We start from the raw sequence: 24071 nt of genomic DNA, 5'->3' as shown, positions 1-24071 counted from the left end.
TTGCCGTCATCGACGAATTGACGCGCGACGAGGGCCTGGTGACCAGCGAGATGGTGCCCGCTCTGGTGTCCGACGAAGGCGACGGCGGTGCGGGACCACCGCGCATGGCCCAGCACCGCTACTAGTTCAGCCGGCGACGGAGGCGTCGTAGATCGACTGGATCGCCTTGTCCAGGGTGGCGTTGAACTGTTCGTCGGACTGGTCGGCGGTCAGGCCCTCGGTCAGCGCGCGGCTGAAGCTGGCGATCAACCCGGTGTTCTTCGCCAGCAGGTCGTTGGCCTCCTCGCGGGAGTAACCGCCGGAAAGGGCGACCACCCGCATCACCTTCGGGTGCTCGATCAGGGGACGGTAGAAGTTGACCTCGGTGGGCAGGCTCAGCTTGAGCATGACGCGCTGGCCCTCGGGGACGGCGTCGAGCTGCTTGGTGATCTCGTCGCGCAGGATGCTCTCGGCCTCGGCCTTGTCCGAAATCGAGATGGTGACCTCGGGCTCGATGATGGGCACCAGACCGTGCGAGAGCACCTGGTGACCAAGCTCGAACTGCTGGGCGACCACGGCCGCGATGCCCTTGGGGTTGGCGCCGCCGATCACCGACCGCTCCTTGGTGCCGAAGACACCCAGGCCGGCGGCCCGGTCCAGCAGCTCGTCGAGGCCCGGGATGGGCTTCATCAGCTGGACGTCGTCGGACGCGTCGGCCAGCCCCTTGTCGATCTTGAGGAAGGGCACCACGCCCTTGGTCTCCCACAGGTAGGTGGTCGAGGGCTTGCCGGCGATCTCGCGGTCCATGGTCTGCTCGAACAGGATCGCCGCCAGCACGCGGTCGCCGGTGAACGCCGGGGAGGTGATGATCCGCGAGCGCATCTGGTGAATGAGGTCGAACATCTCCTCCTCGGAGGAGTACGCGTTGTCCTCGATGCCGTACAGGCGCAGCGCCTTGGGCGTCGAACCGCCGCTCTGGTCGAGGGCCGCGATGAATCCCTTGCCCGACGTCATCCGTTCCGCTTGCTGCTGGTTCGACATTGAACTCTCCCAGTTCCTCATGGCACCGCACGCCCGGCCCGTGCCCGCGCGCTCAAGTCTGAATCGTGCCGATCATATTCGGCCACTTCGCGCGCGAGCGGGCAGGTCGTCGGACTGCGATTTTGGTCTCAGCCCCGGTCTGGCTGCCCGGCGCCGGCCTTGCTGCGCCACAGCGCCATGCGGTCCAGCAGCCGGTCACGCAAGACGAGCGTGTGGAAGAGTACCGCCGTCATATGGGCGGTAAACGCGGCGAAGAGCAGCAGCGCGAAGGCGTTATGGCACTCCCGGAGCATCGCGAAAACGTCGATGTTGTGCGGCGCGATGCCGGGCAGCGCGAACGGCCCGAGCAGGGTGATCGGGAACCGCGCCGCCGACAGCATGGCCCACCCTGTCAGCGGCTGCACCAGCAGCAGCCCGTAGAGCAGGTACTCCGACCACGTCGCGATGCGGCGTTCGGTCTTGCTCATGGTGGCCAGGAACGCCGGCGGCCGGTGCGTGAGCCGGTTCGCCAGCCGGACCAGGGCGAAGGCGAGGATCAGCACGCCCAGCGGCCGATGGATGGCCAACAGCAGCGGGTAGTAGCCCAGCGCGGCGACCATGGTCACGCCGATCAGCAGTTGCGCGATGACCATCGGTGCCATCAGCCAGTGCAGAACGCGCGACGGCAGGGTGAACCGCGCCGCGACCGGGACCGGGACCGGCGTCATTGCAGTACCGCTTCGACGTCGACAGCGCTGGCCGTTTTGGGCTCCTCGGCGCGACGGGTGAATGAACGGGCGTACACGGCCGACCGCGCCGCGAGCAGCGGGTCGTCGGAGGCCGCGATGCCGTCGGGCAGCACCAAGGGATCGAAGTTGATGTCGCGCGCGTTGCCGGCCTCCTCCGTTTGGACCGCGGAGATGGTGATGGTGCCGGCGTCGATCGTCCGCCGCCCCGCCGGCCAGGGTTTGGTGGCGTCGTGGGTCGGATCGCCCGGCTCCCCGACGGTGAACAGCAGCCGCCAGCTCAGTGGCGTGTGCGCCAGCGCGCGGATCACGGCGTCGAACAGGTAGTCCTTGGCCGGCGGCGTGGCAGTCACGGCATTTTGCTGGGGAATCGCGGACCAGCGCACCGGCACCGTCGCACCGGCACCGTTGGTGAACCGGAAGGCGTTCAGCGCGTGGAACGTGCTGTCGGCGAACCCCGCGCTCGGCGGCGCCTGCTTGATGATCCGCATGGCCGCGGCAGTCTCGGGATGGCGCTGCAGGAACGCCGCCATCAGCTGCGGGTCGGGCTTGCCCGTGCCCGGCAGCGGCCTGGATGCGAGCAAGCGGTCGTAGAACCCCTGGGGCGTACTGTCCGGAAAGACCGGGATGTTGATCATCGCGGTGCGCCACTGTCGGCCGTCGGGCCCGTCGAACAGCAGGCCCAGCCCGCGCACGGTGTCGAGCCTGTCGGGCTGGTCGGGCAGCCCACCGGACAGCGAGAACCGGCCGACCAGCGGAACACTGCCGCGCCGGAAGACCGCGGCCCGGCAGATCGCCGCGGCCGCTCCACTGCTGACGAACGTTCCGGTGGCGCTCAGGCCCTTGGCATGGTTTCGCCGGAAGCCGTCGTGACGGCCGTAGACGTCCTCGAAGCGATCGGTGAACCGGGGCGGGGTCAGCGCGCCGGGGCGCAGCCAGCCGCCGGCATACGCGAAGCCGCCCACGTCGACCGCGGCGACTCCGGCCACCACCCCCATGCCCCGTAGTGCGCGTCGCCGATTCAGCGCCCCGAATCGCGACGGCGGTGGCGCGAGCTCCGGGGGGTCGTCGGGCCGCTCGTCACCGTGCTGTCCGACACCGCGATCACCGGGTGCCACGGCCCACCGTCCTTCCCGTTTGTGCAGGCCACGCCGCGCGGGCAGAGAACGAAACCGGTGGAAGCAATTCACGCACGGGCCGATGCTCCGTGCAACTTCTGCGCAGGCCGTCACGCACATCCGGACTACGTCGCGGCGCCCGAAATCGTTCAGCGTTTTGAGCGGGGTACGCCGCGTGTCCTACCATTGGCTAAACACTTGTATCTGTATCTGCATTCAGTAGTGCTGATCGACGGAGTGCGTCTCCTCCGTAGGCAAGCGTGTTCCCGAGGGGTTGAATCAACAGCCCCCGGTATGCCAGTTGCTATTTTCGGAAGCTAGCGGTGTCCCACACGGGACCGAATGTGAGTGAAAGACCATGGGCGAACAATCCGGCGACTTCGTCGATCCAACCGCTTTTGAAGTGGGCAAACACCAGGTAGACCAGGCGGTCGTGCTGACCGTCTCCGGCGAAGTCGACATGCTCAGCTCGCCGCTGCTGGCCGATGCCATTCAGACCGCGCTGGCCACCAAGCCCGCGGCGCTGATCGTCGATCTGTCCAAGGTCGGTTTCCTGGCCTCGGCCGGGATGACCGTCCTGGTGACCGCGCAGTCGGAGATCGAGCCGCCGACGCAGTTCGCCGTGGTTGCCAACGGCTCGGCCACCAGCCGGCCGATCAAACTCATGGGAATCGACAGCGTGCTCTCGCTCTACAGCACCCTCGACGGTGCGCTGAGCGGCCTCGCTGGTGAGTGAGTCTCGACAGGGTGAGGACGCAACTGGGGACGATGGGACGCTCTGATCAGCCGCAGAACGTGTCGAACGTCGATGATCGATCCCGCTTCGTGCGGACGCGAGTGGCCGCCGACGCGCGCAGCGCTGCGCGGACCCGCGCCGAGTTCGGGGTGTGGCTAGGACGGTATTTCTCGCTCGGCGACGACCGCTTCAACGACCTGCTGCTGGCGGTCAACGAGGCGATCGCCAATGCCGCGGAATTCGCCTACGTCGACGCCGCGGAGCGCGGCACGGTCGACGTGCGAGCGGCCTACGACGGCGACTCGGACACCCTGGCGGTGACCGTCGATGACCGCGGCCGGTGGCGCCAGAAGAAGCCGGTCCAATACCAGCAGCAGATGCGCGGCCGCGGCATCCCCCTGATGGAGGCGCTGGCCGACGACGTCGCCATCGACCGCACGGCGCAGGGCACCCGCGTCACGTTGACCTGGAGCGGCCTGACCGGCCCCGGCTACAACGCCTGATCAGCCCGCCTGCGCCAGCACCTGCTGGATCCGTTCCTCGCGGGGCAGCACCGGACCGTCGTCGAGGGTTTCGTCGATTCCGAGGTCGGTGAGCCCGGCGGCCGTCAGCAGCGACGTGCCGTAGGCGGCCAGCACGAGTTTCTGATCGTCGCTGTGACCGTCCTCGACCAGCATCGCGCCGATGAGGCAGATGACGGCCATCTTGAAGGCATTGAACGCCCGGTACCAGGGCCGGTTCGTGACGGTGATGCCGCTGACCGACTCGTAATGCGCGAGCAGCGCATCGACGGACAGGGCGGCGGGGTGACTGTTGATCCCGACCGGCTGCATCCACAGCATTTCCAGCCAGCCGATGTCGGTGAGCGGGTCGCCGACCGTGGTCATCTCCCAATCGAAGACCGCGCTGACCTCACCGCCGGTGAAGGCGAAGTTGCCCGGTTTCGCGTCGCCGTGCACCAGCGTGACCTTGGGGCACGGCGACGGCTTGCCGGCGACCAGTTCGCGGTGCAACCGCTCCAGTGCGGGCAGCGGGCCACGCTTGACCCGGTCCATCTCCGCGGCCCAGTGCCCGAGTTCGCGGTCGAGGTGGCCGGAGCCGTCGTCGAGGGTGTCCAGCCCGGTGCGGCCCAGGTCGACGGCGTGGATGGCGGCCAGCTGTTCGACCAGGCTCTGGCACATCCGCGCCACCGTCTGCTCGGCGGCGTCGGCCGGCGGTTCCATCTCGTAGACCTCGCCGCCGACCCGCTCCATCACGAAGAACGGCCTGCCGAGGACGTCGCCGGTCGGCTCGAGCCACAGCGCCCGCGGGACGCGAACCGGCGTATCGGCCAGGGCGCGCAGGATCGTGAACTGGCGCGCGAGGTCGTAGGGCTCCAGCAGCGCGGGCGGCCGGGGGCGCAGCCGCAACACGACGTCTTGGCGATCGTCAGAACCGCCGCGCCGGGTGATCACGCCCAGCGTCATCATCTCGGCCGAATGCCCGAAGCTCACCCGATCGATGCCCTCGAGGCGCACCTCGTCGGCGCCCGGCACCTGCGTGTGCAACCAGCCGCTCAGCCGTTGTTCCAGCTCGGCGCCCAGCGTCATTGGCCAACCCCCTCGCCGTCCGCGGGCAGCCGATCGACCGGGGTTTTGTCCTGGGTGAAGGCGGACATATCCATCGTCGTCCAGTTGGGGTAGCGGCGATAGCCCTGCCCGCCGAGCAGCAATTCGAAGATGCCCCAACCGGTTTCGCCGTCACACTCGAAACGCATCAGCTGGTCGAGGGCCATCGACTTACCCTCCGTCTCGGCGAGCTGCTCGAGATCGGAACTGTCCCAGGCGAAATGGATGAAGTACGCGCCGCCACCCAGGTCCTCGTATTGGCAGTGCGCCATCGGCAGGCCGTAGTAGGCGTTGACCTCCTGATGGGGCGCCTCGGCGGTCACCCGATGGGCCTGGCCGTCCTCGTCGGTGAAGACGAGTACCGCGCGGGTGGGCCGCTTGCGGTCGCCGTCGAACTCGACCTCGTGCTCGATCTTGACGAATCGTTTCGACAGGGTGCCGTCGGCGTGGGTGATGCCGCCGTCGACGTAATTGACCGTGCCGTCCGACGATTCGATGATCCAGGCCTCGATGGCGTGGTCGTCGAAGCCGGCGTCGAGCCACAACCAGAAGTCGATCTTGTCGGAGATCCGCACCCCGAAGGTGCGGTCGCGGCCGCCGTGGAAGCCGTCGACGCTGATGCGCTCCCCGTCGATCTGCACCCATCCGCTCCATCGGCCGGGCTCTTTCATGTGGTACATGTCGGAGAGCAGTTCGCCGTCCTTGCCATGCACCTTCATCGGCAGCAGCTCCCACATCGGCGCGGTGGGTTCGTAATAGAGCTCCCACTCGATCCCGGAGCTGTTGGGCTCGACGTCCAATCGCCACTTCTTCAGGGGCTCGACGCAGGTCCAGCGCATCGGCCCGGCGCTCAGGTCGCCGCGGTCGTCGCCGCTGACCGGGCGCCCGGACAGCAGATCCCAGTGCCGGCCGTCGGCGAGGCTGACCTTGACGTAGCCCAGCCCGCTGGCGGTATTCGGATTATTGCCGTAGCCGCTGGCCAGCAGCATGGTGCCGTCCGGCGAGGCGGCGAAGAAGTAGCAGCGATCCGACCACGTCGGGTCCGAATTGTGCACCTGGTCGAACGTGGTCGGAAGCTGGTGGGTGAAGGATTCGTCTGCGGCGGAGTACCCCATCGATCCCCCTTTCTGGCTGGCTAAGTCTTTGTGCTGCAATAGGATTCAACGACAGGGCGGGCCGCGCCGGATTCTGCTCGCGTCAGATAACAAAGCAGCACAACGCATCCCGTAACATCGCCGCCATGGAACCGAGCCGGCGGTGGGGCGACGACCGCGCGATCCTCGACGACGAGGAGGCCCGCAGCCGAATCCTGGACGCCGCCGGCCGCTGCATCGTCCGGCGCGGCAACACCCAGTTCCGGATGGGCGAGGTGGCCGACGAGGCGGGCGTGTCACGGTCGACGGTGTACCGGTACTTCCCCGCCCGCGACGATGTCTTGCTGGGCCTGATGCTGACGCGTGTGGACAGCGCGATCTCCGAGTTGGTGCGCTCTCTGCCCACCCCCGACGACCCGGTGCGATCGCTGCCCGAGCTGGTGCTGGCCCGGGTGGAGTCGGTGGACGGCAACGCGCTGAACGAAGCGTTGTTCGCCGCCGAGAGCACCGCGGTGGCATCGGCGCTCGAGAAGGGTTCGGCACCCATCGTGGAGCTGCTGATGCGGCATTACGGTCCGCTGCTGACCCGGTGGAAAGCGGCGGGGTTGCTCTACCCCGACGTCGATTTCCGGTCGATCGTCCAGTGGTTGCACACCACGACGCTGTTCTTGCTGGCTCCGTCGTGGCGATATCGCCCCGCCGCGGACAAACGAGAATTCGTCGAGCAGTTCGTGGTGAGGGCCCTGGTGCCACAGATCAGACAATAATCGTATATTGTCTTATGTCCAGACTTTCTATTGGTTTCGCCCGGCGCCACCGGTGTTAAAGCGCAGCACCGCGGCCGGCTGGCAAATCAGGATGGATGGCCATGAAAAATCCTGTGGGACAGGCGTTCTCTATCGTCGGCCTGGCCGCCCACCTGGGCCGCGGCGCGGGCCGGGTGGCCACCGACGCGGTGGTGGGCGGCCGGTTCGGCTTACCACGAACGGTCGAAGACATCGACCCGGCGGTCCTGTCCCGGGTCATGGGCACCACCGTCCGGTCAATCCGCGTCCTGAGCAGGGACGCGGGCACGTCCTCGCGGGGCCGGCTGGTCCTGACCGGCAAGAACGTCCCCGAATCGGTGTTCGTCAAGGTCGCGGCGCAGACCGCCGCCACCCGGCTGATGGGCGAGCTCGGACGCCTCGGACAAACCGAGGTGCGGTTCTATCGTGAGCTCGCGCCGCAGGTCATCGGCGTCCCCTATTGCTACGGCGCGGCATTCGACGCCTCGACCGGCCGCTACCTGCTGGTCCTGGAGGACCTGCCGGCCGAGTCGTGCGAGTTCCCGGACACCCTGCACCCGCTGTCGGCCGACCAGGCCAGCCTGATCATCGAGCTGCTGGCCGAGCTGCACGCCACCTTCTGGGGCCGGCTGCCGCGCGACGGACGCGGCCCGATGGGCTGGCTGTACACCCCGTCCGGCGACGTCACGTCGCTGTTGACCGGTTCGCTGATGCACACCTCGATCAAGCGCCTCGCCGAACGGACGACACTCCCGGTGGACAACGGCAGGTTCATCGCCGACAACTACCGCGCCGTCGCCGCGCTGATCGACACTCCCCCGCACACCGTCATGCACGGCGACGCCCACCCGGGGAACATGTACTTTCACGGCGGCAAGGCCGGGCTGCTGGACTGGCAGGCGGTGCGCCGTGGACATCCCTCCCGCGAACTGGCCTACACGCTGATCACCAGCCTGACCCCGGAGGACCGGCGGGCCAACCAGCGCGAGCTCCTCGACGACTACCGGCGGGCCCTGGTCGCGTCCGGTGGCCCCGACCTGGACCGCGACGACCTGTGGCTGCGGTTCCGCCAGGGCGCGCTGTACGCCTACGTCGCCCCGCTGATCACCACCGGCATGGGCGGGATGCAAGTCGAAGACATCGCGATGGAAGGCCTGCGCCGCGGCGTCGTGGCGCTCGACGACCTGGAAACCGTCGCCGCCCTGAAAAGCTCTCTGTAGGCCCGGCCCAATTCGGCTGAGGCTATTGCCTTCGCCGCGCCAAGAGTTACGCTACCTACCGTAGCGAAATGCTGCGTGCCTCACGGCTCAGCCCTCCAGAGACAGCCCACGGCGGCGAAGAGGAGCCTCATGTTCGACCTCAAGATCATCGGTGGAACCGTCGTCGACGGCACGGGGGCGGAACGCTACCCGGCCGACATCGGCATCAAGGACGGCAAGATCGTCGATGTCGTGCGCCGCACCGCCGACGGCCCCGCCATGAGCGGGGAGGCGGCCGAAACCATTGATGCCACAGGGCATGTGGTGGCCCCCGGCTTCGTCGACATCCACACCCACTACGACGGCCAGGTCAGCTGGGACAGCCTGCTGGAGCCGTCCAGCGGGCACGGCGTGACCACGATCGTGACCGGCAACTGCGGCGTCGGGTTCGCACCGGTGCGGCCCGGCAGCGAGCAGTGGCTGATCGAGCTGATGGAGGGCGTCGAGGACATCCCCGGCACCGCGCTGACCGAAGGCATCACGTGGGGCTGGGAGACCTACCCCGAGTACCTCGACGCGGTCGGCAAGCAGAAGTTCTCCGTCGACGTGGGCAGCCAGGTCGCGCACGGCGCCGTCCGCGCCTACGCGATGGGCGAGCGCGGGGCCCGCAACGAACCGGCCACCCCCGAGGACATCGAAGCGATGGGCCGGCTGGTTCGGGAGGCGATCGAGGCCGGCGCGCTCGGCTTCTCCACGTCGCGCACGATGGGCCACCGCGCGATGGACGGCGAACCGGTTCCCGGCACTTTCGCGGCCGAAGAAGAGCTGTTCGGCCTCGGCCGCGCCATGGCGGCCGGCGGTCAAGCGGTGTTCGAGCTGGCGCCGCAGGGTGCGGCCGGCGAGGACATCATCGGTCCCAAAAAGGAGCTGGACTGGATGCGGCGACTCAGCGCCGAGATCGATCGGCCGGTGTCCTTCGCGCTGATCCAGGTGGACGCCGATCCGAAACTGTGGCGCGAGATGCTGGACCTGTCGGCGGATGCGCACGCGGCGGGCGCCCGCCTGCACCCGCAGATCGCGGCGCGGCCATTCGGCATGATGATCGGCTTCCAGGGGCATCACGGGTTCAGCCACCGGCCCACCTACCGCCGGCTCAAGGCCGAGTGCGGCCGCGACGAGCTCGCCCAGCGGCTGGCCGACCCCGCGGTGAAGGCCGCAATCCTGTCCGAGGACGACCTGCCCGTCGACCCCAGCTTGTTGTTCGACGGGATGTTCGCCCTGGTGCAGCACTCGCTCGGCAGGCTATTTGCGCTCGGCAACCCGCCCGACTACGAGCCGACCCCGGACCGCACCGTCGCGGCCATCGCGAAGGCCCGCGGCGAGGATCCGCTGTCCACGCTGTACGACCTCATGTTGGAGTCCAACGCGACCAACATGCTGATGCTGCCGTTGTTCAACTACGCCGACGGCAACCACGACGCGATCCGCGAGATGATGCTGCACCCGGCAGGCGTGCTCGGACTCTCCGACGGTGGCGCTCACTGCGGGATGATCTGTGATGCGTCCTACCCGACGTTCCTGCTCACCCACTGGGCGCGGGACCGGCACCGGGGCGAGAAGCTGTCGCTGGAGTACGTGATCCGCAAGCAATCCCGCGACACCGCCCACCTGTTCGGGCTCACCGACCGCGGCACCATCGAGCCCGGCAAGAAGGCCGACATCAACGTCATCGACATGGACGCCCTCACCCTGCACCCGGCGGCAATGGCGTTCGACCTGCCCGCCGGTGGGAACCGAATCCTGCAGGGCGCCAGCGGTTATGCCGCGACCATCGTCAGCGGCACAGTGACCCGCCGCAAAGACGTCGACACCGGCGCCCGCCCCGGACGCCTGGTCCGCGGAGCGCGCTAAAGAACGCCCTCGATGGCGACGGCGGCCGGAAATCCGGCGCGGGCCCGCGACGAGGATGCCATCGGCACCCCGCCGGAGAACCCGACGCTGGTGCCCGCCGAGCGCTACTACTCCCCCGCCTTCGCCGCGCTCGAAACGCAGCGGATGTGGCCGCGCGTGTGGCAACTGGCCTGCATGGTCGACCACGTCGCCGCACCCGGTGACTATTTCGAATACCGCTGCGGCCCTTACGGTGTGCTGATCGTGCGGGACGACGACGGGGCGCTCCGCGCGTTCCAGAACGTCTGTCGGCACCGCGGCAATTCGCTGTGCACCGGATCCGGCTCGGGCCTTCGCGAACTCAAGTGCGGCTATCACGGGTGGACCTGGGACCTGGCCGGGGCGCTCAAACGGGTGCCCAACCGCAAGGGCTTCGGTTCGCTGCGGATGTCCGACTTTCCACTGATACCGGCTCGCGTCGACACCTGGGCCGGGCTCGTCTTCGTCAACCTCGACCCGGGCGCGGTGTCGTTGGCCGAGTACCTGGAGGCGGTTCCCGACGACATCGCCTGGTGCCACCTGGAGGATTTCCGCTGCTACGCCACGCTCACCGTCGAGGTCGACGCCAACTGGAAGACGATCGCCGACGGCTACAGCGAGACCTACCACATCCAGACCCTGCATCCTGAGCTGCTGCGCTGCGTCGACGATATCCATGCGCCGCAACGGATTTGGGGCCATACCGGTAAGTCGGATCAACCCTATGGTGTGCAAAGCCCCCGCTTCGGCGGCGCGCTGAGCGACGAAGAGGTCTGGAACGCCTACGTCTACACCCAGGGTGCACTGATGGGCGCCGCCGAGGGCACGCCCTTCCCCGCCGAGGAACGCCGGCCCGGCCAGACGGTTGCCGACCTGATCGCCGATCGGACCCGTGCCTTCGCCGCGAGCCGCGGTGTCGATCTCGACTGGGCTGATACCGATCGGATGACCCGACTACACCAGTACAACGTTTTTCCCAACATGACGCTGTTGACCAACGCCGATCACCTGACCGTCATGTGCTCGCGGCCCGCCCCCGACCCCGCCCCCGACAAGGGGGAGCTGATCATGTTCTTGATGACGCGAATGCCGCCGGGTGCGCCGCGCACCAAGCCGACGGACGTCCGCATGGCCGCCGATGCGGCCGAGCCGGGCGTCGTGCTCACGCAAGACATCGCGGTGCTTCCCGGCTTGCAGCGCGGCATGCATCAACCCGGCTTCACACACATGGTGCTGTCCAGCGAGGAACGACGCGTGATCAACATGCATCGCAACCTGGAGCGCTACCTCGAGTTGCCCACGTCCCAGCAAATGAGCGGCGGTGCGTCGAAGTGATATCTCGCAACATAACTCGTGTTCACAGCGCAAAAGTGGCGCCGAGCGATTTACAATCCCGCTTGTGATGACCCCGTCTTACCCCTGGGGGGACGATCGAGGGCAACTTGCGCGGCGGCTCCGGCTGCCATATGAAACGCTCCGCCGACGGCGGGCGCTACGTCTGTGCCACAGTTTCGAACGGGTGGGTGTTCGAACGGCACCGGAACGGTTGCGGCAAATGCTGGAGGGCGTGCCGCTGGCCGCCCACGAACTGATGAACGTGAACTTCGCGTTGATCGCGATCCGGCTCGACCGCGAACTGCGCGCCGCGCGCTATAAGCGGCTCAAACAACGCGGCACCCGCTCGCTGATGTTCGCGGGCCTGATCATGGTGGTGCTGAACTTCCTGGTGTGCATGGCCTACCTGCTGCTGAACCTGACGGAGCAGTCGGCGCCCCTCTAGGTCGTCAGCGCGGCGCGACGATGCCGTTGTCGTACGCGTAGACGATCGCGGCTGCGCGGTCGCGTAGATCGAGCTTGCCGAAAATCCGGCCGATGTGGCTCTTGACCGTGACGCCCGAGATGCACAGTTGATTGGCGATCTCCGTATTCGACAGGCCCTGGCCGATCAGGGTCAGCACGTCGAGCTCGCGGGTGGTCAGCTCGCCGATCGCGGTGCCGCGCGGCCCGGGCGCGGCCTTGCGGTACGTGGTGAGCACGCGCGAGGTCACCGCGGGATCGAGATAGCTGTCGCCCCTGGCGACCGCCCGGACCGCGCGGATCAGCTCCTCGGCAGACGAGTCCTTGAGCACGAACCCGGCCGCGCCGGCGCGCAGCGCCCCCGACAACAGCTCGTCCTCGTTGAAGGTGGTCAGCGCGAGCACCGGCGGCCGGCCGCCCAGCCTGCGCGTCGCCTCGATGCCGTCGACGCGGCGCATCCGCAGATCCATCACCACGACGTCGGGCCGGTGCTCGGCCACCGCCGCGGGCACCTCGTCACCGTCGGCGCATTCCGCGACGACGACGAAACCGTCCTTGCGGCGCAGAATCCGGCGCAGGCCCGACCGCACCAGGTCCTGATCGTCGACGAGCAGCACGCTGATCTCGGGCGTCGCCGAATTATCTGGGATCACGCCTTGCACCACCATGGGCGCCAGGCCGTATCGCCTTCCTGCAGTGGGATTTCGGCGCACACCGACCAGCCGTCGCGGGTGGGTCCGACGTCGATGGCCCCGCCGAGCAGCTCGACGCGCTGGCGCATGCCGCGCAAGCCGCGCCCCTCGGCCGATTGTGCGGCCATCACCGCCGCGGGAAGCAGATTGGTGACGGCGAGCCGCGCCGATGCCGACGAAATATCCAACACCACACCGGCTTTCGATTCCGGCGCGTGTTTTGCGATGTTGGCCAGCGACTCCTGGGTGATGCGGTACAGCGCGAGGCCGACCGCGGGCGACACGTGGTCGGTGGGGCCTTCGACGCACAGCCCGACGGCCAGGCCGGCCCGCTGGAAACCCTCGACGAGCACCGCGATGTCGTCGATGCCGGGTTCTGGCGTGGTTTTCGCGGTCTTGGCCGGCCAGTTGTCGAGCAAGCCGACGGTACGACGGATGTCGGCCATCGCCTGTCGGCCCAGCCGCTCGGCCTGCTCCAAAGCCTCGACCGCGTCGTCGACGTCGCGGTCCTGCTGCAGCGCGCGCCGCGCACCGGTCACATGCAGCAGGGTGATGCTGAGCGAATGGGCGATGACGTCGTGCACCTCGCGCGCGATGCGCCGCCGCTCATCGGCGGCGGCGTGTTCGGCGAGCATTTCCTGCGCCGCGATCTGCTCGGCCAACAACAGCCGCTGGGTGCGCATCAGGTAGCCGAGCAGCCAGCCCACCACGATGAAACCCAGGTACAACACCACCATGTCGAGGCGGTGCAGCGCGGACGCGCCGAGCAATAGTGCCGCCGCCGACACCGCTGCGAGGAGGCCGCCCAACACCGAGGCCAACGTCGCGACGACCAACACCATCAGGACCAATAAGGCAGGCGCGAAATCGGCGTGAATCGGGGTCGACGTGCCAAACAGAGTCAGCGCGGAGGACGCCAGCCAGGTCGCCCACAACGGCCCCGGGGTCATCTTCGTGTTCAAGGCGAAAAACGCCAACGAGGGCGACAGCGCTATGGCGAACGCAGTCAGCGACACCGGGAGGTCGGAGGCGGGCCGCTGCAGCGTCCCGATCACGCCGCCGAGCACGAGGGCGACATCGACGGAGATCAACGCCGCCCAGGTGATACCGACGGGAATCAGCTCGCTTCGTCGGCGAAGCTGTTCCCGCAGATAATTCGCTGCGGCGTGCAACATCGTCCAATCCTAGAAGAGCGCGGCGCCTGGTCACATCCTCCCGCGGTCGGCACCCTTCTCCGCCCGTGGTAGGAGGCAAAGACTGCACTTCGGCACGACGCGCAGCGGGTGGCTGTTTTCCTAACGTCGAGTCATGACATGGACACTGCTGCACGACCGCATGGCCTTCATGGCCCAGGTGATCAAAGCCGCCGAGACGGACCCCGAGGCGGCACTTGCGTTGATCGACAAGTCATCCGAGGTGTCCGAGCTGTTCGGTGACGAGGAGGGCCTGATGCTTTCGCTCGGCCAGCGATGGATCACCATGCTGGTGGCCAAGCTGGATCAGGCGGCTCATGAGGGCGCGTCGGCAGAACAGGTGCGCGCCGATCTGGAAGCCGCAGAGCCCGGTCTGCATGCGTTGGTGAAGATCGGAACCCGCCGGTCGTTGCGCGTGCGCTCGCTTACGCGCGGCGAGCACGTGGCCGTGGGCCTGTTCGGCGGGCCCACCAGCGATCGGCAGACCGTTGCATGACCGGCTGGGATACCTTGCGCGCCTGACCGGCCGGTACGCGATCCTCATCGTCGGCCTCTGGGTGCTGGTGGCGGGCGTCGCGAATGTGGCTGTCCCGCAATTGGAGCGGGTCGTCGACTCCCATGCCCGGTCCTTCATGCCGCCCGGCGCGCCCAGCGCGGTGGCAGCGGCACGGGCCGCCCAGTTGTTCAACCAGACGCCCAGCAACAACTTCGTTTACGTTGTGCTGGAACGCGATCAGCGGCTGACACCGCAGGATCGCCTCTTCTACGATGCGCTGACGACGGCGCTCGGTTCCGATCAGCGTCACGTGTACGCGGTGACCGACCTGTGGTCGCAGCCGGCCACGGCCGCCGGTGCGCAGAGTTCGGACGGGAAGGCCGTCAGCGTGATGGTGCGGCTGGCCGGCATGCTCGGCACCGCGCAGGCCCGCGATTCGGTGGACGCCGTGCGCGGGACCGTCCACAAGCTGTCACTCCCGGCGGGCCTGCAGGTCCATGTCACGGGTCCTGGCGCCACCATCGTCGACGAATTCTCCGCGATCGATCGCCAGATGCTCGGAATCACCGCCGCCACCATCGGTCTCATCCTGCTGCTGTTGCTGGTGGTCTACCGATCGCCGGTCGCGGCGGCGATCCCGCTGATCTCTGTCGGGCTCGCCCTGGCTATAGCGCGCGCCGTCGTCGCCGCCCTGGGCCAGGCCAACGTGGTTGAAGTATCGCTGTTTTCGGTGGCGCTCATGGCGGCGATGACGCTCGGGGCCGGCACCGACTACGCGATCTTCCTGGTCGGGCGCTACCACGAAGGCCGGCGCCGCGGTGTCGAGCCGGCCCAGGCGCTGGCGCTGGCCTACCGCTCCATCGCGCCGGTGGTCATCGGATCGGCGCTAACCGTATCGGTGGCGCTGGCGTGCCTGGTGTTCGCGAAGGTCGGCTCGTTCCGCAGCGCCGGGCTGCCCTGCGCCATCGGCATTCTGGCGACCATGGTGGCCGCGCTGACCCTGACACCGGCGCTGATGACCCTGGCGATACGCCGCGGATACCTGGAACCGCGGCCGTCCACCACCGCGCGTCGCTGGCGCCGCGTCGGAACGACGGTGGCGCGCTGGCCCGGGCCGGTCCTGGTCGCCGCGCTGGCGTTGACCCTGCTGGTCGCGCTGCCGTTGGTCAGCATGCGGGTCGGCTTCAACGAACCCGCCGCCACGCCGTCGTCCACCGACTCCAACCGTGGCTATGCCAGCGCCGACCGGCATTTCGCGGCCAATGCCCTGCTGCCCGATATCGTCGCTGTCCAGGCGGACCACGACCTGCGTAATCCAGCCGGCCTGATCGCCATCGAGCGCATCACCCGGCACATCATGGCCGTGCCGGGTGTGCGGGCGGTGCAATCCGCCAGCCGGCCCGACGGCAAGGTGCCCGAGCAGGCGACGCTGAGCTACCAAGCCGGTGTGCTGGGCCGTCAGTTCGGTGACACCATGGATTCGCTGACCCAGCGCCTCAAGCGGGTTTCCGAGCTGGACAGCGCGCTGGCGCAGACCCAGCGTGCTGTCGACGGGTTGGGTAACGGATTGCGCGGTGGCAGTGCCGGATTGGCGGACATGTCCGGCGCGGCCGAAGACATGCGGGCCGGAATGGACGGGCTGCAGCGCAATGTCACGACGGTGTCGGGCTACCTGGACCCGTTGCGCGACTTCGTCGGGCGGACCCCCGACTGCGCCACCAATCCGATCTGCTCGACGGTCGACCGCGTGCTGCAGCCCGTCGACAGCCTGGTGCAGACGTCCACGCGCCTGGGTTCAGGCGCCGCGAAGCTCACCACCGGGTCGAGCACGGCCGCCACCGCGATGGCCACACTGCCGCAGAGCGTCACGTCGATGAAAGAGGCGTTAGGGCAGGCGCGTTCGGCCACGCATGACCTGCTGAGCCTGTCGGACACGCTCGGGCCGCAGATGCGTCAGTTGACCGACTACATGAACGAGATCGCCACCCAGTTTCAGGGCAGCGCCGCGGCGGACTTCTACATGCCGCAGCGGGCGCTGACCGACCCGCGGTACACCACCGCGCTGAGCCACCTGATCTCCGAGAATGGCCGCGCCGCTTACCTGTTGGTCTATGGCGATGGTTCGGAGTGGGGTGCCGACGGCGCCAAGCGGGCGGACCAGGTGGGCGCCGCGATCAAGGAGGCCACCAAGGAGGGCACCCTCACCCCGACCGAGGTCGACCTCGCCGGGGTGGGCCCGGTGACCGCCGATCTGCAGCGCTTTGTCGCCGGCGATACCGAGCTGTTGGTGGGTGCCGCGCTGGCCCTCATCTTCCTCATCGTCACCGCCATGTTGCGCAGCCCGGTCGCGGGACTGGTTGTCGTCGGGACCGTGGTCACCTCCTACGCGTCGGCCATCGGTGCGAGCGTGCTGATTTGGCAGCACCTGCTTCATCACGACCTGCACTGGGCGGTGGCGCCGATCGCCTTCATCGCGCTGATCGCCGTCGGCGCGGACTACAACCTGCTGCTGGCGTTGCGCATCAAACAGGAAGCGGCGGCGGGTCTGAAGACCGGCATCATCCGGGCCTTCGGCGCAACCGGCGGGGTGGTCACCGTCGCGGGCGTCATCTTCGGGCTGACCATGCTGGCGCTGCTGAGTAGCAGTGTGCTCAGCATCGCCCAGATCGGCACGACGATCGCCGTCGGGCTATTGCTCGACACGCTGGTGGTACGGGCCTTCGTCGTGCCGTCCATCGTGGCCCTGTTGGGCCGGTGGTTCTGGTGGCCGAGCCCACTCCCCCGCCGCACTGTCACGCAGACCGTGAAAACGCCCGAGCCGCAACTGGTTACTGCTGCGGCGGTATGACCGACGACGGAAGCCCGACCAGCACGCCCTCGACGTCGCCGTCGACGCTGACCAGCAGGCCACGACCCGGCGGCAGCGTCTGGGCCCGGACGTTTCGGTTGATCCGGTTCTGCGGATCGTTGTCCATGTACAGCTGAGCCACTTTCGCCGAGTTCTGGAATCGCATCCACGGATCCATTTGCAGCGTCGCCCAGTTCGCGCTGTTGCGCGTGGTGAAGACGTGCAGGCCGATCTGCCGCGCACGCTCCATCAGCTTCCACAGCGCCGCGCCCACCGGCGGCTTGGGCGGGTAGCTCTGGTCCGGACGCAGATCCTGGATGTCGTCGATGAGCACGAAGTGTCGCGGACCCTCCCACGGCTTGAGCGCGCGCAACTCCTCCTGGCTCAGGCCTTTCGGGGGCAGCCGCGGCAGCAGGACCTGCTGCGCCAGTGCGGTGATCACCTCGTCGATCTCGTCCTGGTCGTAGGCGTAGGCGCTCACGTAGCCGGGCCCGTGCAGATCACGCAGACCGTGCGGTGCGGTCTTGGGGTCGATCAGCGTCAGCTGCGCTTCTTCTGGGCTGAACCGGTTCATGATCGCCTCGCCAATGGCGACCAGCGACATGGTTTTTCCGCAGCCCTGCCGCCCCAAGATCATCAATCCGGGACTCTCGCGCAACTTGATGGGCACGGGGCCCAGTTCGTGCCGCTCGCCGATGGCGAAGCTGATCGAGAGGTCCTGGGCTTGGAGCGCGCTGGGATGCGCGGCCTCATATTCCAGGATCGCCTTCAGCGCCACCCGCTGCGGCAGTCGCTGCAGGGTGGCGTGCTTGGTCACTCCGGCGACATCCGCGATGCGGGCGCCGACGTCGATGATGCTGACCACCGCGCCGGTCGCGGGATCGGTCAGCGCCGGCACACCCACCCGCAGCTCGTGCAGGCTGTCGGTCAGACCGAAGCCCGGCCGGTTCAGCGTTCGCCGGGCCGCGTCGCGCGATTCGAGCGACGAGTGGCCCATCTGGCTTTCGCTGGGATCGGCCAGCCGCAATTGGATTCGCGCCGTGGCGTTTTGCAGCAGGCTCTGCCGCTGCCCGTGAATCCAGCCGCCGGCGCTGCACATCACGTGCACCCCGTACTCGGGGCCGCGGCTGCTCAACGAGATGATGCGATCACCGAGCACGGTGTCTTTCGAGTACAGGTCGTCGTAGTCATCGACCACCACGAAGACATCGCCGAACGGGTCGTTGGCGTCGGTGCCGCCCAGGCCGTCGCTGCCCGGGCCGAACCGGCGTTCGCGGAAGCCGTCGAGGTCGATCTTGAGGCGCCGGAACGAATCCTCGCGGGCATCGATCAAGGCGTCCATGCTGCTCAGGATTCGCTCGATGCCCTCGGCGTCCTTCGGCGACACGATGTCGGTGACATGCGGCAGCGAGGCGGCCTGGGCGAGGGTCGCCCCGCCGATGCAGAAGAAGGTCACCCGCGACGGGCTGTACATCGTTGCCGCCGAACACATCAGCGTCATCAGGGTGGTGGTCTTGCCGCGCTGCTTGGCGCCCACCACGATCACGTTGCTGCGCAACGCATCCACCGCGTGCACGATCTGCTTGGACTCTTCCGGGATGTCCATGACACCCACCGGGAACATCAGGCCCGGGTTGCGCCCATAGTCGACGTGCCAGGGCTTGCCGCGGTATCCGGCAACGAGGGCGTCGATGGACTCGGGCTCCTCCAGCGGCTCCAACCACGGCCGTCGCGGTGAGCGGTGCGGCACATCGTGCAGCGACTCCCGCAGCACGTCGACGATCTTCTTCCGCTTGAAACCGTCGTCGTAGTAGAGGAATTCGTCGGGCTCGGCGTCGACGGCCGCGGCGGCTTCCAGTGCCGTGGCATCAGAGGCGTCCAGCGGCTGGAACTGCCAGTTGTACAACCGCGGCTTGGTCAGCGTCATGTCGACGGTGGTGGCGACCTCCTTGGTCTTCGGCACCACGAACGGGGCGGAGAGGTAGAAGCAGCGGAACGGCTCGAGGTCGCGCGGTCCGACCTTGAGCAGACCGAAACCGTTTTCCTTGGACGGCAGGTGGTAGGCGGCGTCCGAGCCGATCACCTCTCGGCTGTCGTCTCCGGATTCGGCGCGCAGCGCGATGCGGAAGGCGATGTTGGACTTGACCTTTTGCAGCGAGGACAGGTCCAGCCGCTGGCCGCCCAGCATGAAGAAGACGTTGGCACCGCGGCCCTCCTGGCCGATGTGGATGATGAGGTTGATCCACTTCTCGTGGTTGGCGAACAGTTCCAGGTACTCGTCGACGATGACGAGCAGGACCGGCACCGGCGGCAGATCGCGCCCGGCGAGCCGGATCTCCTCGTAGTCGTTGGCGTCACGGGCGCCCACCGAAGTGAACAACTCGTAGCGCTGCTTGATCTCACCGTCGATGACCCTGCGCATCCGCTCGGCCAGGTGCCGTTCGTCCTTGCCGAGGTTCGACAGCGCGGCCACCACGTGTGGGATGCCCAGGATGTCCTGCGCCGCCGACTCGAACTTCATGTCGACGAAGATGACGTTGAATGTCTCTGGGGAGTGGGTCAGCGCGATGCCGTAGACCAATGACAGGAAGAACTCCGACTTACCCGAGCCACTGGTACCGATGACCACGGAGTGAAACCCGAAGCCGCCGAAGTCCTTGGCGCGGATGGTGATGTTCTGCAGCTCGCCGTTGGGTTTGGCACCGACCGGGACCTCGCACCAGCGCTCGTCGCCGCGGCCGCGGCGTTCGGCCCACAGCCGGTCGACGTCCAGGTCGCGGGGGTCATTGATGCCCAGGGCCCGCAGCAATTCGGTTGCGCCGCTGATCGAATCGGCGATCTCACTGCGGCTGGTCGGTGACCAGCGGGCCATCGCCCGCGCATAGCGGTAGGCGCGGTGTACGGAGAGCTGGTCGGCGTGGGCGAAGAACTTGTTGCGGACCCGCAGCAGTGGTGCCGGCCGGTCATCTTCGCCGTCGGCGTCGGAACCGTTGCGGTGCAAGGCTACTTGGCCGTTGACCGAGCCGTTCGGTGAGCCGTGGCGTTCGCTGAGGTCGAACACCTGGTCGTCGGCGAAGCCGACGCCGGTGCCGATCCGGGAGGCGATGCGCAGCAAGGTGATTCCCGCCTTGCCGACCTGGCCGACGACGCTCTCCCAGGCGTCGGGGCTGCCGGTGTTGTCGTCGACGATCACCAGGTGCGGGCCTAAATCGACGGTGTCCGTGCCGGTTTCCAGGGTCGAGCCCATCGCGGTGGGGCTGGCCGCCGCCAGCGGCGTCCAGGCGCCACGCTTGCCCTTCATGTGCAGCTCGGCGCCGAGGGTCTCTTCGAGCTCCTCGGGTGTGGCGAAGACCAGGCGACGAAAGCCGCAGGCGTCGAACAGTTCGTCGTGCAGGTTGTGCGGCAGCCACACGATCCACGACCACACCTCGGGGTTGCGGGTCACCACCATCAGCTTGACGTCGCGCGGGTTGTGGAAGACCGCCAGGGAGCACAGCACCGAGCGCATCAGCGACCGGAGCCGGTCCAGGTCCTCACCGACGAAGCTGAATCCGGGCGCCGAGCGCAGGTTGACCACCTTGGCGATGTCGCGAATCTTGCGTTGCTCCAAGATGAAATCGCGCAGCGCCTGCCCGGTGACCGGTTCGAGCTCCTCGTCGGAGGCGATGTCGGGCCAGGTCACCGACAGCACCGAGTCCGGTGCGTGCTGCACACCGGTGCCGAGCCGCACCTCCAGGAAGTCCGCGTCGCCACGCCCGCGTTCCCACATCCGCGGGCCGCCGATGATGGCGCCGAGGCCGCGGGGGTCGGCGTGCACAGAGTTCTGCCATTCGCGTTGCGCACACACGGCGGTCTGGATCTCGTCGCGGTTGCCGTCGAGGTCACGCAGGTAGCGGCGACGGCCCTTTTCCATTTCGCCCCAAGTGATCTTGCGGGCTCGGCCGAAGCGGCCGGAGAAGGCCAGCATGCTGAAGGCGCCGATGCCCATCAACGGGAAGAAGCCGGTGGTCAGGCTGCGCACGCCGGAGACGTAGAGCATGACGATGGTGCCGATGAGCGCGACGATCAGCGCGGGCACCCCGATCATCACCCAGATGTTGCGCGGTTCGCGTTCGGGCAACGCGATCGGCGCGCTCGGTGCTACCCGCACCGGTTTCGGCGGCTCGATCTTGACGCGGTTGATGGGGAACGCTTTCTTGGACATTCTCTAGCCTCCCGGCTTCGCCGATGTCGTCACCACAGCCACCTTGCCGAGCGCCGGCACAGTGTCCCGCGCCAAAAGCGCTGCCTCCCTTGACAGTGCCGGGCCCGCGGCGAAAGTTCGTAGCAGCGGCCAGGGCGCCTGCACCGCCGACGCGGGGTCAAGCCCGAGCGCGCGCAACGTCGTGTCGTCGTTGGTGATGCCGAACCGCACCCCGTTGTCAGAGACCCAGAACAGCGATTCCCGGGAGTCGGAGGTGACCACGCCACTGGTCGACGTCACGAAGTTCGCCGCGCCCGGCAAGACCAGCACCTGGTTGGCGACCACCGAGGCCGGGTCGCGGTCGTCACGCACCAGGTGCACGATGCGGTTGTCCATGTACGACGGCGTGGGCAGTCCGCGCCCGTTGTAGACGACGACGCGCGCCTGCGGATCCGTCGAACCCTTCTCCCACCCCACGCAGGTGGTCGGATCGGCGGCGGTGTCAATGAAATTCAGGCGCTTGGTCGGGTAGTAGTCCACGGCGAGCGAGGACACCTCGGGGATGTTGACCAACACATCGGGAGTCACCACGCGGGGCGCCGTCGACCCATAGGAGTTGGCGCTGCGCAGCAGGTCGGCGACGAAGCTGGTGACCTTTTGGACGCCATCGGGCAATAGCACGTAGAACTGCTTGCCGCCGCTGGCGGTCTGGGCCTGCAACACGGCGCCGACCTGTGAGCCCGACACCCAGGTCGACGGCGTGCCCGCCAGGGGTACGGCCGGGACGCCGAGCGGCTCGGTCGCCGGCAGCGCGTCGTAGAGGGCACGCGAAATCTCCACCGGCAGTGTGACTCCCGGGTCGAGTCCGAGGCTCAGCGTGATGGCCCTGTTCGACGGATCGATCTGCGAGCGTTTGCCGCCCCAGATTACGAAGGTGCTGCCCTCGAACGTGACCAGCACCCCGGCGTCGTCGCTCAGCGGTGTGGCCCGGTCGAAGCCGTCGAGCACGCCGGCGATCGAGGTCACCACCGGTCGTTCGGGGCTGCGCGGTCGTCCCGCCGTGTCGCACACCGCCCACGCCGACGTCGCACCCCGATGGACCGGCATCGCCGCCGGCGCACCCGGGATGCCGACCAGCGGGCCGGTCGGATACTTCGCTATTTCAGCGGGTTTCACCCACGTCGGCTGATTCGCCGTGCCGGTCGCCAGCCGCGCGGACGTCAAATTCAGCACCGGGTAGAGCCGGCCGTCGATCCGGGCGTAGAGCGCCCCGGAATCGCGGTCGCCGATGATCGCCGAATCACCCACAATGCCAGTCGGTTTCAGGACGTTCAGCAGCAGCATCCAGCCGCAGGCGATCGCCACCAGGAGTACCGACAACACCAGCGCGGCGGTCTGCTTGCGGTCGTCGTGCTTCATGCGCACCGAGAAGCGGGTGGTCGCCGCGCGCAGCCGACGGTTGTAGAACAGGTGCCCAGAGTTCTGGTCGCGGTTAGACAAACTCAGCGGCATGCTCAGTACCCCTTGGGTGCTCGGTGAGGATCGGCCTGCTGAATGCGATCAGCTAGATTCGACGCGTCGACGGCCACGCCGTAGCGGCCCATCGCATAGTTGATGAACGCGCACGCCTGCGCAACCAGATCGTGGATGTCGCGTGAGGTCCCCGGCTGGTGGTAGGCCGTGAACGTCGGCGCGATGAACTGCCACGCGCCCTTGCTCGGTGTGCCCCGTGCCGCATTGGAATCCCAGTCGTTGACCGCGTTCGCGTTGTAGTTGGATTCGCGGCGGGCCACCAGGTCCATGCCGCGTTCCCAACGAGAGCGCGCCGCCGGGTCGTGAATGCCCTTGATGTCCAGTGCTTTACGGATGGCCGCCAGCACCGCCGGGCGTCCGCTGGACTGGTTGCTGTGCATCGACCGCCCTCGTAGGTAGTGCAAGCGTCGCAGCCTGCGCGCGAGCAGCCTTGCCCTGCGGCGCGATCCCGCGACGTACCGATGTTGGGCCCGCAGCCGGGCCGCCATGCGGGCTGCCGCCTCGCGTCGGCCCAGCGGCGCATCGACCGCCGGTGTGGTGTCGGTCAGGGCGGCGTCCAGCACCGTCCGCGTCGCCGCACGGCTGCGCGTGTGCTCGTCGCGCGCCGCGCTGATGATCTGTCCCAGCGTCCGGTCCGAATGGGTTAGCCGCGTCAACTGCGTTGCGGACGCACCCGATCGTTCGGCCGCCGCGCCGGGGAGTCCGTCCGCGCGGTGCCTTATCGCCTCGGCGTGCGCCTGCGCCCGCGCCGGTTCGCCAGCGACCGCGTCGTTCATCGTCGCTCCAGAGAACAGGTTGTGGGCGCGCGACAACGCCGTGACCGCTTGCGCTTTTAGGGGATCGGTCACCGACTTCCCCGCCCTGATCCATTTATGCGCCTTCGCGGCGCCGCATCCTTGCCGGACACTTCGCGCTAGTACTCCCACACCCTCCTGGCCGCGTATTCCGCGGTCGCTGCAGACGTACCAATAGCATGCACGTATCGACAGTTCTGCTGTCAATAACGAGCAACCCAATTTGACCCGCACATTGGGATCGGTCGGCCGCGATTACGTAGCGACAATACTGGCGGGCGAACCCTCCGGCCACTCACGTTTCGGCGGGCTCGGAAGAGTG

The 24071-nt window shown here is 67.8% G+C and carries 19 protein-coding genes; 9 read left to right on the top strand and 10 right to left on the bottom strand.

The window, feature by feature from the left end:
- Positions 1-126 precede the first annotated feature (126 nt).
- The 3 genes from A5708_RS19740 to A5708_RS19730 form a co-directional block, all read right to left on the bottom strand.
- Entirely contained in the window at positions 127-1020 is an 894-nt protein-coding gene (locus A5708_RS19740) for a fructose bisphosphate aldolase (RefSeq protein ID WP_065030238.1), read from the bottom strand.
- A 128-nt stretch (positions 1021-1148) separates the two neighbouring features.
- Positions 1149-1727 carry a cytochrome b gene (locus tag A5708_RS19735; RefSeq protein WP_065030237.1) on the bottom strand — a complete coding sequence of 193 codons (579 nt, stop codon included), beginning with the start codon at positions 1725-1727 and terminating at the stop codon, positions 1149-1151.
- The gene (locus A5708_RS19730; RefSeq protein ID WP_419538340.1) at positions 1724-2863 is read right to left on the bottom strand and encodes a catalase family peroxidase; all 1140 of its coding nucleotides are present in this window, start codon (positions 2861-2863) and stop codon (positions 1724-1726) included. The genes A5708_RS19735 and A5708_RS19730 overlap by 4 nt, the downstream gene beginning before the upstream one ends.
- Positions 2864-3221: 358 nt before the next feature.
- On the opposite strand from A5708_RS19730, the gene A5708_RS19725 reads away from it, so the two are divergent.
- Both A5708_RS19725 and A5708_RS19720 read left to right on the top strand, forming a co-directional pair.
- Entirely contained in the window at positions 3222-3599 is a 378-nt protein-coding gene (locus A5708_RS19725; RefSeq protein WP_065030235.1) for an STAS domain-containing protein, read from the top strand.
- Positions 3600-3658: 59 nt separating this feature from the next.
- Positions 3659-4102, top strand: coding sequence for an ATP-binding protein (locus A5708_RS19720; RefSeq protein ID WP_081293023.1), 444 nt, complete (start codon positions 3659-3661; stop codon positions 4100-4102).
- Here A5708_RS19720 and A5708_RS19715 read toward each other — a convergent pair whose 3' ends face one another.
- On the bottom strand, positions 4103-5188 hold the full coding sequence (locus tag A5708_RS19715; protein WP_065030233.1) for a phosphotransferase family protein: 1086 nt from the start codon (positions 5186-5188) through the stop codon (positions 4103-4105).
- The gene (locus tag A5708_RS19710) at positions 5185-6321 is read right to left on the bottom strand and encodes a DUF7064 domain-containing protein (protein ID WP_065030232.1); all 1137 of its coding nucleotides are present in this window, start codon (positions 6319-6321) and stop codon (positions 5185-5187) included. The genes A5708_RS19715 and A5708_RS19710 overlap by 4 nt, the downstream gene beginning before the upstream one ends.
- Before the next feature lie 125 nt (positions 6322-6446).
- On the opposite strand from A5708_RS19710, the gene A5708_RS19705 reads away from it, so the two are divergent.
- The 5 genes from A5708_RS19705 to A5708_RS19685 all read left to right on the top strand — a co-directional run bounded on the left by A5708_RS19705 (position 6447) and on the right by A5708_RS19685 (position 11993).
- Positions 6447-7067, top strand: a complete 621-nt coding sequence (locus A5708_RS19705) for a TetR/AcrR family transcriptional regulator (protein WP_065030231.1) — start codon at positions 6447-6449, stop codon at positions 7065-7067.
- Between the two features lie 101 nt (positions 7068-7168).
- Positions 7169-8305 (top strand): phosphotransferase, encoded by a 1137-nt coding sequence (locus tag A5708_RS19700; RefSeq protein WP_196772689.1) that lies wholly within the window; start codon positions 7169-7171, stop codon positions 8303-8305.
- Positions 8306-8434: 129 nt separating this feature from the next.
- A complete protein-coding gene (locus A5708_RS19695; RefSeq protein WP_065030229.1) occupies positions 8435-10195 on the top strand; it encodes an N-acyl-D-amino-acid deacylase family protein in 1761 nt (586 codons plus the stop codon).
- 12 nt (positions 10196-10207) lie between these two features.
- Entirely contained in the window at positions 10208-11548 is a 1341-nt protein-coding gene (locus tag A5708_RS19690) for an aromatic ring-hydroxylating oxygenase subunit alpha (RefSeq protein WP_065030228.1), read from the top strand.
- Between the two features lie 184 nt (positions 11549-11732).
- Positions 11733-11993: a hypothetical protein gene (locus A5708_RS19685; RefSeq protein ID WP_065030227.1), complete on the top strand. Its 261-nt coding sequence runs from the start codon at positions 11733-11735 to the stop codon at positions 11991-11993.
- 4 nt (positions 11994-11997) lie between these two features.
- On the opposite strand, the gene A5708_RS19680 is transcribed toward A5708_RS19685, so the two are convergent.
- Both A5708_RS19680 and A5708_RS19675 read right to left on the bottom strand, forming a co-directional pair.
- The gene (locus A5708_RS19680) at positions 11998-12678 is read right to left on the bottom strand and encodes a response regulator transcription factor (RefSeq protein ID WP_065030226.1); all 681 of its coding nucleotides are present in this window, start codon (positions 12676-12678) and stop codon (positions 11998-12000) included.
- Positions 12660-13877, bottom strand: a complete 1218-nt coding sequence (locus A5708_RS19675) for a sensor histidine kinase (protein WP_065030225.1) — start codon at positions 13875-13877, stop codon at positions 12660-12662. The genes A5708_RS19680 and A5708_RS19675 overlap by 19 nt, the downstream gene beginning before the upstream one ends.
- A gap of 133 nt (positions 13878-14010) precedes the next feature.
- Here A5708_RS19675 and A5708_RS19670 point away from each other — a divergent pair, with 133 nt between their 5' ends.
- Together A5708_RS19670 and A5708_RS19665 are read left to right on the top strand one after the other, a co-directional pair.
- The gene (locus A5708_RS19670) at positions 14011-14391 is read left to right on the top strand and encodes a hypothetical protein (RefSeq protein WP_065030224.1); all 381 of its coding nucleotides are present in this window, start codon (positions 14011-14013) and stop codon (positions 14389-14391) included.
- Positions 14384-17239 carry an RND family transporter gene (locus tag A5708_RS19665; protein ID WP_065030223.1) on the top strand — a complete coding sequence of 952 codons (2856 nt, stop codon included), beginning with the start codon at positions 14384-14386 and terminating at the stop codon, positions 17237-17239. Before A5708_RS19670 ends, A5708_RS19665 begins: the two co-directional genes overlap by 8 nt.
- On the opposite strand, the gene eccCa is transcribed toward A5708_RS19665, so the two are convergent.
- The 3 genes from eccCa to A5708_RS19650 are packed head-to-tail and all read right to left on the bottom strand — an operon-like array spanning position 17220 to position 23803.
- A complete protein-coding gene (gene eccCa / locus A5708_RS19660; RefSeq protein ID WP_065030222.1) occupies positions 17220-21443 on the bottom strand; it encodes a type VII secretion protein EccCa in 4224 nt (1407 codons plus the stop codon). The genes A5708_RS19665 and eccCa overlap by 20 nt on opposite strands.
- Before the next feature lie 3 nt (positions 21444-21446).
- The gene (gene eccB, locus A5708_RS19655) at positions 21447-22934 is read right to left on the bottom strand and encodes a type VII secretion protein EccB (protein ID WP_065030221.1); all 1488 of its coding nucleotides are present in this window, start codon (positions 22932-22934) and stop codon (positions 21447-21449) included.
- Positions 22935-22936: 2 nt separating this feature from the next.
- Positions 22937-23803, bottom strand: a complete 867-nt coding sequence (locus A5708_RS19650; RefSeq protein ID WP_065030220.1) for a transglycosylase — start codon at positions 23801-23803, stop codon at positions 22937-22939.
- Between the last annotated feature and the right edge of the window lie 268 nt (positions 23804-24071).

It is taken from the genome of Mycobacterium colombiense (genome assembly GCF_001672755.1).
Lineage (GTDB): Bacteria > Actinomycetota > Actinomycetes > Mycobacteriales > Mycobacteriaceae > Mycobacterium > Mycobacterium colombiense_C.
This window is presented reverse-complemented; position numbering and strand designations above follow the sequence as displayed.